The organism is Mesorhizobium sp. WSM4809 (genome assembly GCF_055811655.1).
On the sequence record NZ_JBVVQW010000001.1, the window covers coordinates 459,790 to 475,603 of the forward strand.

The window sequence follows — 15,814 nt, forward strand, 5'->3', positions numbered from 1 at the left end:
ATCGCCTTCAGACAAGGTACTTTTCCGAGGTCCGGTTTGGAATGGGGTTTCAAAGGCGCCGGTGCTGTTTTGCCTGGCGAACGCGGCGTGGAACCGGCGCTTTGCCTCGGCTTTTACGGAGCCGATTTGCCGCGCCGCAAGTGCTCGTCCAGGCGCGGCATGATCTCGACGAAGTTGCAGGGCATGTGCCGGTAATCGAGCTGCGCCTTCAGGATGCTGTCCCAGGCGTCCTTGCAGGCGCCGGGTGAGCCCGGCAGCACGAAGACGAAGGTGGCGTTGACGACGCCGCCGGTCGCCCGGCTCTGGATCGTCGAGGTGCCGATCTTGTCGTAGGAAATGCGGTGGAACACTTCCGAAAAGCCATCCATGCGCTTTTCGAAGATCGGCTCCAGCGCGTCCGGCGTCACGTCACGGCCGGTGAAGCCGGTGCCGCCGGTGGTGATGACGACATCGATGTTCTTATCCCGCGACCACGCCAGAACTGTGTCGCGGATTTTCTCACGGTCGTCGGTGACGATATTGCGGGCCGCCAGCAGATGGCCGGCCTCGGCGATGCGGTCGGCCAGCGTCTGGCCGGATTTGTCGTCGGCGAGGCTGCGCGTGTCCGAAACGGTCAGCACCGCGATGCGCACGGGAATGAAGGAGCGGCTCTCGTCAATTCTGGCCATCTGCGCCCTCCGATGCGATGGTGCGCGTCGCCGCGACGAACCAGTCGGGCTGGCGGCCGCGGATCTCGGCAGCGGCACGCTTGGCGACATTGCCGGTCTCGAACAGGCCGAAGCAGGTGGCGCCGGACCCGGACATCCGTGAAAAACCCGATCCGGCCTTGTTCAGCCAGGAAAGCGCCCTGCCGATGGCGGGCTGCATCGCCAGCGCCGCGGGCTCGAGATCGTTGCGAGTAATCTCCAGCCAGTTGCGCAGGCTGTGAAAATCGATGCCGCGCGGCAGCGGCGGCAAGGCCTCATTGTCGCGCCGGGAAAGCGCTGCAAAGACATCCGCCGTCGACACCGGGGTGCCTGGATTGACCAGCACCAGGCCAAGCGCCGGAAAATCCGGCACCATCGACAGTTCATCCCCGATGCCGCGCGCTACCAGCGGCTTTGCCGCCAGGCACATCGGCACATCGGCGCCAAGCGAAAGGCCGATCCGCGCCAGCTCTGCGCCGTCGATGTCCAGCGCCCATGTCTCCACCAGCCCGCGCAGCACGGTCGCCGCGTCGCTCGAACCGCCGCCGACGCCGGAGGCAACCGGCAGGTTCTTTTCGAGCCGGATGGCAACCGGCGGTGTGCGCTCTTGCCCGACCGCCTGTCGCAGGGCGTCGCGCGCCCTAAGCACAAGATTGCTTGCGTCGACTGGAACGGCCGGTGCGTAGCGGCCGGACACGGCAAACTCATCGCTGTTGGCGAGCGCGATTTCGACCCTGTCGCCAAAACGCGTGAACACCGCCAGGCTTTCGATCAGATGATAGCCGTCATGGCGCCTGCCGGTGACATGCAGCGCAAGATTGATTTTGGCGTGTGCGTGCCAGCTACGCGACCCGATGTCGGTGTCCACAATCGTCTGCGGGATGATGCTCAGTCCTTGGCCAGCCGGTATTCGCCGGTCTTCGGATCCTTGATCAAAGTGCCGATCGCGCCGTTGGCCGTCTGCTTTTCTGTGCGCCGCACCTTGGCGGTCACGCGCTCGGCTTCCCTAATGAAGGTGCGGTAGCCGAAATAAGCGGCAACGCCAACGACGGCGAAGAAAATGATCTGCGGCATGCCAAAACTCCTCCCACGCTGGGCCGGCGAAGGCGGCCGGTCGGGTCGGTTGATGCATGCCGACCCGCTTTTGGGACACGACATGCATGAAACTCAAGCTCTCATGCTAGACGGTTTTGCCGGGTTTTCAAAGCCCGAAGCGGGACCACAATGCGCGCTCTTCCGCCGCATCGATCACGCCGCTGGCGGCAGCCGCGGCAATATCGGGCGCTGAAAAGCCCTTGCTTGAGCCGAACAGGCCGAAGCGGCTAAGGAAACCGCGCGGCGTCGTGATCAGCCTGAGCTGCGTTTTCGCCCCGAAACGGGTCTTGAGCACCGTTCGCATGTCGCCGAGCGCATCGACCAGACCGAGTTCGAGGCCCTTGATGCCGGTCCAGAACAGGCCGGTGAACAGGTCCGGGTCGTCCTTCAGTTTCGTGCCGCGCCGCTCCTTGACGAGGTCGATGAAGGTTGCGTGCACCTCGAGCTGCAGCGCCTTCAGCCGTTCGACATCTTCCTTCTTCTCGGGCTTGAACGGATCGAGCACCGCCTTGTTCTGGCCGGCGGTGTGGACACGGCGCTCGACACCGATCTTTTTCATCAGTTCAGGGAAGCCGAACGAGGCCGATACCACGCCGATCGAACCGACGATGGACGACGGATCGGCGAAGATCTCGTCACCGGCGACCGCGATCATGTAGCCGCCCGACGCCGCGACATCCTCGACGAAGACCAGTACCTTTTTGTTCTTTTCCGTGGCCAGGTCACGGATGCGCTTGAAGATCAGCCGAGACTGCACCGGCGAGCCGCCCGGCGAATTGATCGAGATGGCGACCGCCGGCGCGTCGTAGGAGAACGCCTTCTCGATGAGGCCGGCGGTGGAAGCCAGCGACAGGCTCGGCCGAAACTGGCCACCGCCTGCCATGATGGTGCCGTGCAGCCGGATGACCGGAATGGTGACGACGGTGGAGCGCCAGGATTTCGGCAGCAGGCGGTTGATAAGGCGTTTCACGAGGGCGCGGTCTCCGGTCGGTGGGTTGCAGGCATGTAGGGATTTCCCGGCCAACGGCAATGTCGCCGGGCAGAATAGCTCAATCTCCGAACAGCGAGGCGAGGCCGTTGGTGATCATTTCGCTGCGCTCGTCGGGGCCGTTGCCTGACTGCGTGTGGAGCATTAGGGGCGGGCGTATGGCAAGCTTTCCCCGCGCCCCGAGCGCTGCCCGCACGACGATGCGGATCGCCGCCGCATCGGGACGAGGGTGGACGGCGAGCATCTCGGCATCGCCGAAGCGGCCGGCGATCGCATCGAGAATGGCGCCGAGCTGTTCGGGCCGGGCGATTACGGCGAGCCCGCCGCGCGGCCTCACCACCGCCGCCGCACTTCTGATCCAGCTCTCGAACAGCCCGTCCTCCATGACATGGGCTTCCTTTCGCAGGCGATCCGATGTGGCGCGGTCCCGGGGGGCATTGAAAGGCGGGTTCATGATGACGAAGTCGAAGTCGTTGTCGGCGAGGCCGGCGGCCGCCCGCGCCCGGCCCGATACGGTGACATTGGCGACCAGCACGGATGCGCGATCGCTGAGATGGGCATTGCCGGGATGGGCAAGCGTCGCCGCCGCGAAGGCCGCCATTTCCGGCGCTCGTTCGACAAGCACCGCCTGTGCCGCCGGGCAGCGTGACAGCACCGCCAGTCCGGCAGCTCCGGCTCCCGCGCCGAAATCGGCCAGGCGCCCGCCAAAGGTCGATGGCACGGATGCCGCCAGCATCATCGCATCCATGCCGGCGCGATGGCCGCCCTGCTTGGGCTGGACGAGCCAGAACCGGCCGCGATGGAAAGCGTCGACCGTATGGGCCGGCGTGTCCGGAACAAGGGCGGCGGGCGCGGCGGACATTATTTTCCGCGGATCTCGTTGGCGATACCGGCATCCCTGAGGATGCGCCGTGCCGCGTCGGCCTGGTCGGCGTCGACCATGACGCGTTTCTGCAAAAGACCGATCGATCCTTCGAGAATGCTCATATTCTGATCGGCGACAAAGCAGGCGATGCCGGCGTCGCGCATCAGCGATTCCACAAAGGAGATGATCACGGCATCGTTGGTGCGGACAAGTTCTATCATCGTATGAAACTCGCAGTTTGCGCTATTGATGTAAACGGGCAGGGGATTCCGAGGCAGAGCCCCGTTCCCCCTGTGGTCGTTGACATTCCGTCATCGACGCCGCGCCAATTCGCCACTTGCCGTGGCCATGTCCGCCGCCCTAGAGTCCATGCAGGGACTAAGGGTGCCGTCGCACGCTCTATACCAAGACGGGAGTGATTGTCGTGGGTGTCGTTCTCAACATCGAAAACGGGAAGCGGGAGCCCGCCTCCATCAAGGATCTGATCGATCTGACAGCGGCCGATATGGGGCGCGTCAATGAATTGATCCTGTCCAAGGCCGGCTCCGACGTCGAGATGATCCCGGAGGTCGCCAATCATCTGATCTCGTCCGGCGGCAAACGGCTGCGGCCGATGCTGACGCTGGCCGCCGCGCAGATGTTCGGCTATGCCGGCGAAGGCCACGTCAAGCTCGCCACCTCCGTCGAATTCATGCACACGGCGACGCTGCTGCACGACGATGTCGTCGACGAAAGCGGCATGCGGCGCGGCAAGAAGACCGCCCGCATGATCTGGGGCAACCAGGCAAGCGTGCTGGTCGGCGACTTCCTGCTCGGCCAGGCTTTCCGCATGATGGTCGATGTCGGCTCGCTCGAAGCGCTCGATATCCTGTCGAGTGCTGCCTCGATCATCGCCGAGGGCGAGGTTATGCAGCTTGCCGCCGCCAAGAACCTCGAAACCACCGAGGACGAGCATTTCGCCGTCATCAAGGCCAAGACCGCCGCACTTTTTTCGGCTGCTGCCGAGGTCGGGCCCGTCATTGCCCAGGCGACCCGCAACGATCGTGCGGCGCTGCGCTCCTACGGCATGAATCTCGGCCTTGCCTTCCAGCTGATCGATGACGCGCTGGACTATGGCGGCACCAGCAAGGATCTCGGCAAGAATGTCGGCGACGATTTCCGCGAAGGCAAGGTGACCTTGCCGGTCATTCTCGCCTATCGGCGGGGCACGAAGGCCGAGCGCACTTTCTGGAAGCGTGCCATCGAGGACAATGTCACCGATGACGCCGGCCTGGAAAAGGCGATCGGCCTGATGACCCGCCATGGCGCCATCGCCGACACGATCGGACGAGCCCGCCATTTCGGCGAGATCGCCCGCGACGCGCTGGCGCCGCTGGAAGCGACGCCGCAGAAATCGGCGCTGATCGACGTCATCGATTTCTGCATCAGCCGGGTGAACTGAGCGGCGTCACCCGGTTGCCGGCTGCTTCGCCTTTCCCGGCAAAGCGAACGCGGCCAGCAGGCTGACAAAGATGCCCGCCGCCGCCAGCCAGAAGGCGATCTGTATGCCGTCGGCGATCGCGGCCTTCAGTGCATCGCCAGTCAATCCGCCGACATGGCTGTTGGCGATCGCGATCAATGTCGCCATGCCGATCGCGTTGCCGATGTTGAGCGTCGTGCAGGCCATTCCCGAGGCAACGCCCTGTTCGTCGTGTGCCACGCCCGACGCGGCCGCGATCCACATGGCGGTCCAGACGATGCCCTGTCCGACACCGGAGATGATCAGGCCGGGAACGATGGCGGCATAGCTGCTGTCGGCTGATGCTCCAAGGACCATCAGCGCTGTGCCGGCTGCGCCGACTATCATGCCGCCGACCAGGGTCGAGCGTGTAGAAAAGCGCGTCGCCAGGCGTTCACCAAGCTGCGTGCCGGCGGCGATGGCGATCGACGGCACCAGGAACGCCAGGCCTGTTTGCAGGGCGGTGAAGCCATGTACGGTCTGCAACAGCACGGTCAGGAAATAGGGCAGGGCTCCGAACGTTCCCATGAACAGGAAGGTGATCGTCATGCCGGCGACGAGGCTGCGATTGCGGAACAGCCGCAGCGGCATCAGCGGGTCAGCGCTCTTCGCCTCAATCAGCGCGAAGGCGATAACGAAGATCGCTGCCAGTGCGGCGCTGGCGATGATCGCTGGCGAACCCCAGCCATATTCAGGTCCCTGGACCAGCGTGAAGACCAGCAATGTGGCGCCTGCGGTGACGGTCAGCGCGCCCGGCAGATCGAAGTTGCGGTGCTGGTGCCGCTTGGGATCGCGCGGAATGATGGCAAATGCGGCGATGATGGCGATGCCAGCCAGCAGCACATTGACGTAGAAGACCGACGACCAGCCGAAGGCGCCTGTCAGGATTCCACCGGCCAGTGAGCCAAGGGTAAGGCCGCTCGCGCCGGCACCGCCCCACACCGCCAGCGCCCTGTTGCGTTCCGGTCCTTCGGCAAACAGGCGGTTGATCAGCGAGAGCGTCGCCGGGAACAGGAAAGCGCCGCCGATGCCTTGCACGGCACGCGCAGCGATGATGATTTCCGGCGACCAGGCGAGGCCGCCGACCAGCGACGAAAGCGCATAGAGCCAGAGCGCGAAGATGAAGATGCGGCGCTGACCGATAAGGTCGGCGGCGCGGCCGCCGAACAGTAGAAAACCGCCGGTAAACACGGTGTAGGCGCTCACCACCCATTGCAAGGTCTGGCCGGAAAAGCCCAGCCCAGCCCCGATTTCGGGCAGCGCCACGAAGACGATGTTGATGTCGAGAGCGATGATAAGCTGGGCGAAGGCGAGCAATGCCAGCGTGGCGCCGCGCTTCGCGCCAATCCCTCCCTGTGTCGTAGTGGCGCCGAATGGCAGCCCTTGATCGAGTGAACTCATGCCAGTCTCCTTTCGATTCTTTATCGATCGACAAAGAATTGAATTTGCAATCTTGAGTCAAGCGGATTATTTGTGGATCGATAAAGAAATGGAGGTTGCGATGGCGGGACGGCCAAGGGAGTTCGACAGAGCCCAGGCTCTGCAGAAAGCGCGCGATGCCTTCTGGATGCGCGGCTACGAGGGCACCTCGATGGCCGACCTCGTCTCCATGCTTGGCCTGGCCTCGGCGCGCATCTATGCCGCCTTTGGCTCGAAGGAGGATCTGTTTCGCGAAGCCGTTGTTCTCTACGAAACCAGCGAAGGAAGCTTCGCCACCGGTGCCCTTGCCGAAGAACCAACCGCTCGGCGGTTTGTCGAGCGGCTGCTGCGCGATGCGATCGATATCTACACAAGGCCGGATCTGCCGAAGGGCTGCATGGTTGTCTCGGCCGCCACCAACTGCGCTACCGAAAATGACGGCGTGCTGCATTGGCTGGCCGAGCGCCGACTGGCGCGCAATGCATTGATTGTGGAGCGCCTGAGAAAGGGTGTTCGCGACGGCGACCTCAAGCCGGATACCGATCCGGAAGCGCTTGGCGACTACTACACCACGCTGTTGTTTGGCCTCTCAGTGCAGGCGCGCGACGGGGTGCCGAAGAAGCGGCTGCATGACCTGGTCACCGTGGCGATGCCTGCGCTCGACGGTTTCGTCTCACAGCCTTGAGTCTTGCTTCTGGCGCCTCGCGATTTCGACTGCAATTGGCTCGACAAGCTGCCCTGCCGCAAATTATCTATAAAACATGGCAAAGGGCACGGACGAGACCATCGCGGTGCGCATCAGCAAGGTTCTGGCGGACCGCATCATCTCGGGCGCGATCGAGCCGGGGGCCAGGCTTCGGCAGGATCATATCGCCGAGGAATTCCAAACCAGCCATGTTCCCGTGCGCGAGGCCTTCCGGCGTCTGGAGGCGCAAGGGCTGGCCATCGGCGAGCCGCGGCGCGGCGTGCGCGTCGCGTCTTTCGATCTGGGCGAGGTCAAGGAGGTCGCCGAAATGCGCGCCGCCCTTGAGGTGCTGGCGCTGCGCCACGCCGCGCCGCACCTGACATCGGCCATTCTCGATCTCGCCGAGGAGGCGACCAAGGCCGGCGACAAGTCCCGCGATGTCAGGTCGTGGGAAGAGGCCAACCGCGCCTTCCACCGCTTGATCCTGTCGCCATGCGGCATGCCGCGCCTGCTCGCGACCATCGACGACCTGCACGCGGCAAGCGCCCGTTTCCTGTTCGCGGCATGGCGGTCGGAGTGGGAGACGCGCACCGATCAGGACCATCGCGCGATCCTCGCCGCCTTGCGGCAGGGAAACACCGAATCCGCGGCCGTCACACTGGGGCGGCACGTCCAATGGATTGGCCGCAAGCCGGTCAGGACGGCCTCCGGGACGACGCGCGAAGCTTTTGCCATCGTGGGTTGAACGACTTCTGCAAAAGCCAAGGCTTGCTATCCCGCAGAATTTGTGGATTCGATAATAGATCGAAAACAGAAATTATCTATAATTTGCAATCGATCGAAGGAATCCCAATGACAGACGTCGCATTCTCCCCCGGCAAGCCGTCGTTCAGTCCGCTCCGGCTCCAGGATCGTTCTCTTGCCTGGCAGGTTGGAGCCGTCGTGCTTGGCACCCTGTTCCTGGCGCTGGCGTCCTATATCGAGGTGCCGATGGTGCCGGTCCCGGTAAACATGCAGACCTTTGCCGTGACCCTGATCGGCGCGCTCTATGGCTGGCGGCTTGGCGCGCTCACCATCGTCGCCTGGCTGGTCGAGGGTGCGGTCGGCTTTCCGGTTCTGTCCGGAGGGGCAGCGGGTGCCGCGCATTTCGTCGGGCCGACGGGTGGCTATCTCTTCGCCTTCCCGCTTGTCGGCGCCTTGGTCGGCTGGCTGGCAGAACGCGGCTGGAACGGCAAAAGGGTGATGCTTGCCTTTGTCGCCATGCTGCTTGGCAACCTTGCCTGCCTTGTGCTGGGCACAGCATGGCTTGCCGTCATGATTGGAGCCGAACAGGCCGTTACCTTCGGCTTCCTGCCGTTCATCGTCGGCGGCTTGCTCAAGTCAGCGCTGGGTGCCGCGACCCTCATGGCCCTTCCCGGCGGCAAGGCCAAGCCGGCCAATCCGTGACGATCAAGCTGCGCGCCCATCATCTCCTTTGCCTGCTCACCTATGTGGGCAAGGGATACAGCCCCGCCTTCACCGCCAATTATGATCGCGTCGCGGAGCGCCTGAGCCGGGGCGAGGACATCCTCCTCGTTTCCGGCCCCGATGATGTCTGCGCTCCATTGCTCGACGAGACGGAACCTCACTGCCTCAACGAGAGCGTCGTCGAGCGGGACCGGCTCGCCGGGCTGGATGTAGAGGAATTGCTGGCGCGGCCAATCCGGGTCGGCACCCACCTCGATCTCGACACGGGGACCTTAGCCCGGATGCGGCAGGCGTTTTCGGCTGGCCTTGTACGCAAGGCCTGCGGCGGCTGCGAATGGAACGAACTGTGCAGCACGATAGCGGCCGGTGGATATAGCGACACGCTGGTGCAGCGGTCCGCCGCGCCAGCCGAGGGTTGATATTGGCCCCGAGCCTTAGCGGTCGAAGCCGAGCTCAGGGGTCGAATCTGCGATATCTTCGGCGCCGTGCAGGGCCAACACCGAAATTCAAGACCGGAAAACTGGTGCCTGTCGCCATGATTTGTTAATCGGGTGCCCGGATTGTGAATTCGAGGCGGATTGAAGCGCGACCCCAAAAAGGCCATGCTTTGCCTGGAAAGATCGAGTCTACGCCGATCCCGCTGATGCGGAGATGGCGCCTGGCTGAAAGGGATATGATGCGGCAAGGACGTGCGCGCTGGCTGACAAGGCTGGCAATTGTGACCGGCATGGCGATCTCGGCTTTGCCGGCCTATGCCAAGCAAACCACCGAACCGGTCAAGATCACGTCGTTTTCGGGCGCTTATCTGGCGGCCCGGATCGCCGAGGGCGACAACGACCTCGACAGCGCCATCGCCTACTACAAGCAAGCATTGGCCTTCGACCCGAGCGACACCGGCCTGCAGCAGAGCCTGATGCTGTCGCTGATCGCGCAAGGGCGCTTCGACGAATCCCTGGTCTATGCCGACAAGCTCAAGGAAGTGCCTGACGTCGAGCGTTTCTCGCGCTTGGCGCTCGCCGTCGATTCCTTCCACAAGAAGGATTTCACCAAGGCGCAGTACTGGCTCAAGCTGTCGCTGGAATCCGATCTCGACCGGTTGATCTCCGGCGTGATGTCCGGCTGGGCGCAGCAAGGCGCCGGAGAGCCTGCCGATGCGATGGCGTCCATCGACAAGCTGCAGGGGCCGGATTGGTTCGGCCTGTTCAAGTCGTTCCACCGCGCCCTGATCGCTGATGCATCCGGCATGCCCGAAAAGGCCGAGGCGATCTATGCCGCGACCATGCAGGATACCGCCGCCGGCGGTGCCGCTCCCGAAACCTGGATGCGCAATGCCCAGGCCTACGCCTCGTTCCTGGTCCGCAAGGGCGACAAGACCAAGGCGCTGTCGGTGCTCGACCAGGCCGAGGCGTTTTCGCCGGGCAAGCTGGAAATCGTCGCCTTGCGCGACCGAATTGCAAAAGGCGACAAGATTGCGCCGCTGGTTGCCGGCCCATCCGATGGCGCCTCCGAAATCCTGCTCGACCTCGCCACCGCGCTCAACCGTGGCGGCGGCGAGCCGTTCGTGCGCCTCTATCTGCAATATGCGCTTGCTTTGAAGCCTGACAGCGACGCTGCCCTTGTGCAACTCGCCGCCGTGTCCGAGCAATTGAAGGACGGCGAAGGTGCCATCGCGCTCTATCGCCGGATTCCTGCCGCTTCGCCGCTGAAGGAGCTTTCGGACCTGCAACTCGGCCTCAATCTTGCCGATCTCGACCGTCACGAAGAAGCGATCACCCATCTGAAAGCCTTGGTCGACGCCCATCCCAATGACATGCGCGCCTATCTGGCGCTCGGCGGCGTCTATTCCTCGAAGGACGATTTCCGTTCGGCCGCCACTCTCTACGATAAGGCCGTCGAGGTGCTGAAGGCGCCGACCGCGGCCAACTGGAACATCTTCTACCAGCGCGGCATCGCTTATGAGCGTCTGAAGGAATGGCCCAAGGCCGAGCCGAACTTCCGCAAGGCGCTGGAACTGTTCCCCGACCAGCCGCAGGTGCTGAACTATCTCGGCTATTCCTGGGTCGACATGAACATGAACCTCAAGGAAGGCCTGGCGATGATTCAAAAGGCCGTCGACCTCAGGCCGAGCGACGGTTACATCGTCGATTCGCTGGGTTGGGCCTATTTCCGCCTCGGCAGGTTCGATGACGCGGTGCGCGAAATGGAACGCGCCGTGTCGCTGAAGCCGGAAGATCCGGTTCTCAACGATCACCTCGGCGACGCCTACTGGCGCGTCGGCCGCAAGCTGGAAGCCACTTTCCAGTGGAACCAGGCTCGCGACCTGAAGCCGGATCCCGATGTGCTGGCCAAATTGCAGCAGAAGCTGATGAAGGGCCTGCCGCCGATCGAGTCCAACACGGCGCAGGAAACCCCGAAGGTCAAGCCAGAGCCGGTGCCCGCCCCGAAGGGGTGACGTCAGCCATTTGAATTCAAGGCGAACGGGGCTCTTTTCGGAGTCCCGTTTTCGTTTGAACCGGATTCGGCCGGCTGCCTCAGAAGAGCTTGCGATAGACGACGAAGCCGGAGTGTTCGGCGACCTTGTCGTAAAGCTTCATCGCCGTGTGATTGGTCTCATGCGTCAGCCAGTATACCCGGCCTGAGCCGGCCGCCTGCGCGCGCTCGTAGACGCCCTCGATCAGCGCCCGTCCGATGCCTTTGCCACGCGAGGCCTGCGTGGTGAAAAGGTCCTGCAGATAGCAATTCGGCGCGATCGCCGTGGTGCTGCGATGGAAGAGATAGTGCACGAGGCCGAGAAGCTGTCCCTCGCCTTCGGCCACCAGCGCGTGGACCGGCTCATAGGCATCGAAGAAACGAGACCATGTCATCTGGGTGATCTCTCCCGGCAGGGCCGTTTCGCCCGAGCGGCCATAAAATGCATTGTAGCCGTCCCACAGCGGCAGCCATTGCTCGAAATCCTGTCGCGCGACAGGGCGGATGACGATCGGGCTGGGCATGGCTGAAACCTGTTGTCGTTGCTGCACAGGCGAACAGAGCGCAGGCCCGAGAGATGGGCAATGGGCCAGCCCTGCAAAGCTTTCAACATTGTCCATAATGTCGGGGTGACCGCATCGGCGTGCTTTGCTTGACGCTTTGCTGCCGGGTCTCTAGGACGTGCCGGCAAGCTAGCCTGTGCTGTCGAGGCCATCCGTGACAATTGAAATCCCCGCCCATATGCATCCCAGCCGCTCGTTCCAGGGGCTGATCCTGACCTTGCACAACTATTGGGCGGCCTATGGCTGCGTCATCCTGCAACCCTACGACATGGAAGTCGGCGCCGGCACCTTTCATCCGGCAACGACGCTGCGCGCGCTCGGCCCAAAACGCTGGAACGCTGCCTATGTCCAGCCCTCGCGCCGCCCCAAGGACGGGCGTTATGGCGAGAACCCGAACCGGCTGCAGCATTATTACCAGTATCAGGTGATCCTGAAGCCGAACCCGCCCAATTTGCAGGAACTCTATCTCGGCTCGCTGGCGGCGATCGGCGTCGATCCGCTGCTGCACGACATCCGCTTCGTAGAGGACGATTGGGAAAGCCCGACGCTGGGCGCCTGGGGTCTCGGCTGGGAATGCTGGTGCGACGGCATGGAAGTCTCGCAGTTCACCTATTTCCAGCAGGTCTGTGGCATCGAATGCGCGCCGGTGGCCGGCGAACTGACCTACGGGCTGGAGCGGCTGGCCATGTATGTGCAGGGCGTCGACAATGTCTACGACCTCAATTTCAACGGCCGAGAAGGCGCCGACAAGGTCACCTATGGCGATGTCTTCCTGCAGGCCGAGCAGGAATATTCGCGCCACAACTTCGAACACGCCAACACGGCGATGCTTCTGCGCCACTTCGAGGACGCCGAGGCCGAGTGCAAGGCGCTGCTCGATGCCGGCGCGCCGGCATCGAACGACAATCTGCCGATGCACCGCATGGTTTTCCCGGCCTACGACCAGTGCATCAAGGCCAGCCATGTCTTCAACCTGCTCGACGCACGCGGCGTGATTTCGGTCACCGAGCGGCAGAGCTATATCCTGCGGGTGCGCAATCTGGCCAAGGCTTGCGGCGAAGCGTTTCTGAAGACGCAGGCGGGTGGCTTGGCGGCCTGAGCTTCAGGCCCGCTTCATCATCTCGAGGGAAACGTTGATCGGCGGTACGGCCTGACCGCTGGCACCGTCGATCGTGCGCAATGCCTGCCGCACACCCGGCATCGAGAAGGCGCCGTGAGCCTGCGCCGTGAAGCAGGCGCCGAGCGCGAGGATCTGCAGAAGTCTGGATGCCGTTTTCATGGTCGTTGAGCCAATAGTTTCCTGCCTGAGCGTGGGTCGCTTCAGCGCTGCGTTCGGTTCATGGAAATCTTTGATCCAAGGACGGGTGGCGCGGTCTTGTCCCGACAGTGCGGCCAAAATTTCTGGAAACGGGCGCAAATCGGCGATCCCCGCGCGGAAAGGGTGACAGCGGCCAGCCGAGTTGCTATGCCCCCGCCCGGACCATTTTGCCGCGTGAGCCCCATCCATGCCTGACCTGCTTCTAGAACTCCGCTCGGAAGAGATTCCTGCCCGCATGCAGCGCAAGGCGGCGGGTGATCTCAGGAAGATGCTGACCGACGGCCTGGTCGAGGCGGGGCTGACCTATGAAGCGGCGCGCGAGTACTGGACGCCACGCCGGCTGACGCTCGATATCAGGGGCCTCACCGCGCGCTCGAAAGATATAAGCGAAGAGATCAAGGGGCCTTCGACATCGGCGCCTGAACAGGCGGTCCAGGGGTTCCTGCGCAAGGCCGGACTTTCCTCGATCGCCGAGGCCCATGTCCATTCCGATCCGAAGAAGGGCGATTTTTATGTCGCCCACATTTCGAGGCCGGGCAGGGCGGCGGAAGAGATCATCGCCGAACTGGTGCCGGGGATCATCCGCAATTTCCCGTGGCCGAAATCGATGCGCTGGGGGCCGGCCTCGGCCAAGCCCGGCTCGCTGCGCTGGGTACGGCCCCTGCAATCGATCCTGTGCACGTTCGGCCCGGAGACCGAGGAGCCTGTCGTGGTCGATTTCGAGATCGACGGTATCCGCTCCGGCAACACCACCTATGGCCACCGTTTTCATGCGCCTGACGCCATCACGGTACGCCGCTTCGACGACTATGTTTCCAAGCTGGAAGCGGCCAAGGTCGTGCTCGATGCTGATCGGCGCAAGGAGATCATCCTTGCCGATGCCCGCAATCTCGCCTTCGCCAACGGGCTTGACCTTGTCGAGGACGACGGGCTGCTGGAGGAGGTGTCCGGGCTGGTCGAATGGCCTGTCGTGCTGATGGGCGAGTTCGAGGAGGCATTCCTGGCCATTCCAGCCGAAGTGATCCGACTGACCATTCGCGCCAACCAGAAGTGCTTTGTGACGCGGCCGCAGGGTGTCGACGACGCGCTTTCCAACCGCTTCATCCTCACCGCCAATATCGAAGCCAGGGATGGCGGCAAGGAGATCGCCCACGGCAACGGCAAGGTGGTGCGCGCCCGCCTGTCCGACGCGCTTTATTTCTGGACGACCGACCAGGGCGATTTGCCTGACCTGGCTGAGCTCGAGGCATCGGCGGAAAAATTCGGGCTTGATCTCAAGAAGCCGCTCGACCAGCGCATGGCCCGCCTCGACCATCTCGGCGTGACTTTCCACGCCAAGCTCGGCACGCAGGGCGAACGGGTGGAGCGGATCAAGCGATTGGCGGAAGAACTGGCGCCGATCGTGGCGCAGTCAATCTCCCCCCTTGAGGGGGAGATGGCCGGCAGGCCAGAGGGGGTCGCCGCGCGTGAAGCGCCGGCGTCCTCTGACCGCGATGGGGCGTCGCATCCGGTCGTGCCGACCCCCTCTGTCGCCTTCGGCGACATCTCCCCCTCGAGGGGGGAGATTACCGCGCTTGCCGCTCGCGCCGCGGTTCTCGCCAAGGCCGATCTCACCACCGAAGTCGTTGGCGAGTTCCCCGAACTGCAGGGTGCCATGGGCCGCAAATATGCGCTGCTGCAGGGCGAGCATCCATCTGTGGCCGCAGCCATCGAGGAACACTACAAGCCGCAAGGCCCGTCCGATCGCGTGCCGACCGATCCGGTGTCGGTCGCTGTCGCGCTCGCCGACAAGCTCGATACGCTGGTCGGATTCTGGGCGATCGACGAAAAGCCGACGGGATCGAAGGACCCGTATGCACTGCGCAGAGCTGCTCTTGGGGTGGTGAGGCTGGTGCTGGATAATGAGACGCCAGTAAGCCTTCTTTCGATCGTAGCTGAACATCGAAAAATCATTGAAGATCAGATCGACCGACGGCATGCTGAAGAGCAGGCCAAGTTGGGCGGCGACTATGTGAGTGCACGGGCGCACCCCGGCGACGAAAAGTCTGGGGATCGCGACCTCCTGGCCTTCTTCCACGATCGCCTGAAGGTCTATCTCCGTGACCAAGGTGCGCGGCATGATCTCATCGATGCGGTGTTGGCGACAGGTTCGCGCCCAATCTCCCCCCTAGAGGGGGAGATGTCGGCAAAGCCGACAGAGGGGGGCGCTGTCCCGCCGACCTCTCAGCGCGAAGCGCCCCCCTCTGCCCTGCCGGGCATCTCCCCCTCTAGGGGGGAGATTGGCCAATCGCAGTCCGACGATCTCCTGCAGATCGTGCGCAGGGTCGAGGCGCTGGGCTCCTTCCTCGACACGGAGGACGGCAAGAATCTGCTCGCCGGCACCAAGCGTGCGGCCAACATTCTGGCCGCCGAGGAGAAGAAGAAAACGGCGGTGGCCGAAACCGTTGAGTCGGCACTTTTGCGCGAGGATGCCGAGAAATCGCTGTTTGTGGCGGTGAATCAGGCTGAGAAGCAAGCCGGCGAAGCGATTCAAAACGATGACTTTTCCGGCGCCCTGCTGGCGCTTAGCGTATTGCGCGAGCCGGTTGATTCATTCTTTGAGCATGTTCTTGTAAACGATGAGGATCAGGCGGTGCGTGCCAACCGCCTGGCGCTGCTCGCTCGCATCCGCGCGGCCACCGGCCAGGTCGCGGATTTCTCCAGGATCGCAGGTTAAGGCGAAGAAAATATTCTCTGCCGCCGGCCGTTCGAGCCGGCTTAC

17 protein-coding genes are annotated in these 15,814 nt (G+C 63.4%); 8 read left to right on the forward strand and 9 right to left on the reverse strand.

All coding sequences use genetic code 11. The features are described from left to right. Positions 1 to 113: 113 nt before the first annotated feature. From moaB to AC0L24_RS02020, 6 genes are all read right to left on the reverse strand, one after another. The gene (moaB, locus tag AC0L24_RS01995) at positions 114 to 668 is read right to left on the reverse strand and encodes a molybdenum cofactor biosynthesis protein B (RefSeq protein WP_127811027.1); all 555 of its coding nucleotides are present in this window, start codon (positions 666 to 668) and stop codon (positions 114 to 116) included. Continuing rightward, a complete protein-coding gene (locus tag AC0L24_RS02000) occupies positions 655 to 1,554 on the reverse strand; it encodes a 4-(cytidine 5'-diphospho)-2-C-methyl-D-erythritol kinase (RefSeq protein ID WP_127811026.1) in 900 nt (299 codons plus the stop codon). Before AC0L24_RS02000 ends, moaB begins: the two co-directional genes overlap by 14 nt. Positions 1,555 to 1,574: 20 nt before the next feature. Continuing rightward, the gene (locus tag AC0L24_RS02005) at positions 1,575 to 1,760 is read right to left on the reverse strand and encodes a hypothetical protein (protein ID WP_127811025.1); all 186 of its coding nucleotides are present in this window, start codon (positions 1,758 to 1,760) and stop codon (positions 1,575 to 1,577) included. Positions 1,761 to 1,887: 127 nt separating this feature from the next. Next, entirely contained in the window at positions 1,888 to 2,751 is an 864-nt protein-coding gene (locus tag AC0L24_RS02010; protein WP_127811024.1) for a S49 family peptidase, read from the reverse strand. A gap of 79 nt (positions 2,752 to 2,830) precedes the next feature. Further along, positions 2,831 to 3,631 (reverse strand): tRNA1(Val) (adenine(37)-N6)-methyltransferase, encoded by an 801-nt coding sequence (locus AC0L24_RS02015; protein ID WP_127811023.1) that lies wholly within the window; start codon positions 3,629 to 3,631, stop codon positions 2,831 to 2,833. Further along, a complete protein-coding gene (locus tag AC0L24_RS02020) occupies positions 3,631 to 3,855 on the reverse strand; it encodes a putative signal transducing protein (protein WP_063167652.1) in 225 nt (74 codons plus the stop codon). Before AC0L24_RS02020 ends, AC0L24_RS02015 begins: the two co-directional genes overlap by 1 nt. A gap of 203 nt (positions 3,856 to 4,058) precedes the next feature. On the opposite strand from AC0L24_RS02020, the gene AC0L24_RS02025 reads away from it, so the two are divergent. Then, the gene (locus AC0L24_RS02025; RefSeq protein ID WP_127272280.1) at positions 4,059 to 5,075 is read left to right on the forward strand and encodes a polyprenyl synthetase family protein; all 1,017 of its coding nucleotides are present in this window, start codon (positions 4,059 to 4,061) and stop codon (positions 5,073 to 5,075) included. Positions 5,076 to 5,081: 6 nt separating this feature from the next. Here AC0L24_RS02025 and AC0L24_RS02030 read toward each other — a convergent pair whose 3' ends face one another. Next, entirely contained in the window at positions 5,082 to 6,533 is a 1,452-nt protein-coding gene (locus AC0L24_RS02030; RefSeq protein ID WP_127811022.1) for an MFS transporter, read from the reverse strand. 100 nt (positions 6,534 to 6,633) lie between these two features. On the opposite strand from AC0L24_RS02030, the gene AC0L24_RS02035 reads away from it, so the two are divergent. The 5 genes from AC0L24_RS02035 to AC0L24_RS02055 all read left to right on the forward strand — a co-directional run bounded on the left by AC0L24_RS02035 (position 6,634) and on the right by AC0L24_RS02055 (position 11,155). Next, complete coding sequence (locus AC0L24_RS02035) at positions 6,634 to 7,236, forward strand: TetR/AcrR family transcriptional regulator (RefSeq protein ID WP_127268976.1); 603 nt, start codon at positions 6,634 to 6,636, stop codon at positions 7,234 to 7,236. A 76-nt stretch (positions 7,237 to 7,312) separates the two neighbouring features. After that, positions 7,313 to 7,981, forward strand: a complete 669-nt coding sequence (locus tag AC0L24_RS02040; RefSeq protein ID WP_127811021.1) for a GntR family transcriptional regulator — start codon at positions 7,313 to 7,315, stop codon at positions 7,979 to 7,981. A 107-nt stretch (positions 7,982 to 8,088) separates the two neighbouring features. After that, complete coding sequence (locus AC0L24_RS02045; RefSeq protein ID WP_127328424.1) at positions 8,089 to 8,682, forward strand: biotin transporter BioY; 594 nt, start codon at positions 8,089 to 8,091, stop codon at positions 8,680 to 8,682. Next, on the forward strand, positions 8,679 to 9,122 hold the full coding sequence (locus AC0L24_RS02050) for a DUF1284 domain-containing protein (protein ID WP_127398920.1): 444 nt from the start codon (positions 8,679 to 8,681) through the stop codon (positions 9,120 to 9,122). The genes AC0L24_RS02045 and AC0L24_RS02050 overlap by 4 nt, the downstream gene beginning before the upstream one ends. A 257-nt stretch (positions 9,123 to 9,379) precedes the next feature. Continuing rightward, positions 9,380 to 11,155, forward strand: a complete 1,776-nt coding sequence (locus tag AC0L24_RS02055) for a tetratricopeptide repeat protein (protein ID WP_127328420.1) — start codon at positions 9,380 to 9,382, stop codon at positions 11,153 to 11,155. A gap of 79 nt (positions 11,156 to 11,234) precedes the next feature. On the opposite strand, the gene AC0L24_RS02060 is transcribed toward AC0L24_RS02055, so the two are convergent. Then, entirely contained in the window at positions 11,235 to 11,696 is a 462-nt protein-coding gene (locus tag AC0L24_RS02060) for a GNAT family N-acetyltransferase (protein WP_023808656.1), read from the reverse strand. A 217-nt stretch (positions 11,697 to 11,913) separates the two neighbouring features. On the opposite strand from AC0L24_RS02060, the gene AC0L24_RS02065 reads away from it, so the two are divergent. Continuing rightward, the gene (locus tag AC0L24_RS02065; protein WP_174800366.1) at positions 11,914 to 12,834 is read left to right on the forward strand and encodes a glycine--tRNA ligase subunit alpha; all 921 of its coding nucleotides are present in this window, start codon (positions 11,914 to 11,916) and stop codon (positions 12,832 to 12,834) included. Between the two features lie 3 nt (positions 12,835 to 12,837). Here AC0L24_RS02065 and AC0L24_RS02070 read toward each other — a convergent pair whose 3' ends face one another. After that, positions 12,838 to 13,152: a hypothetical protein gene (locus AC0L24_RS02070; protein WP_292679049.1), complete on the reverse strand. Its 315-nt coding sequence runs from the start codon at positions 13,150 to 13,152 to the stop codon at positions 12,838 to 12,840. A gap of 88 nt (positions 13,153 to 13,240) precedes the next feature. Here AC0L24_RS02070 and glyS point away from each other — a divergent pair, with 88 nt between their 5' ends. Further along, a complete protein-coding gene (gene glyS / locus AC0L24_RS02075) occupies positions 13,241 to 15,769 on the forward strand; it encodes a glycine--tRNA ligase subunit beta (RefSeq protein WP_292679046.1) in 2,529 nt (842 codons plus the stop codon). The last annotated feature ends 45 nt before the right edge of the window (positions 15,770 to 15,814 follow it).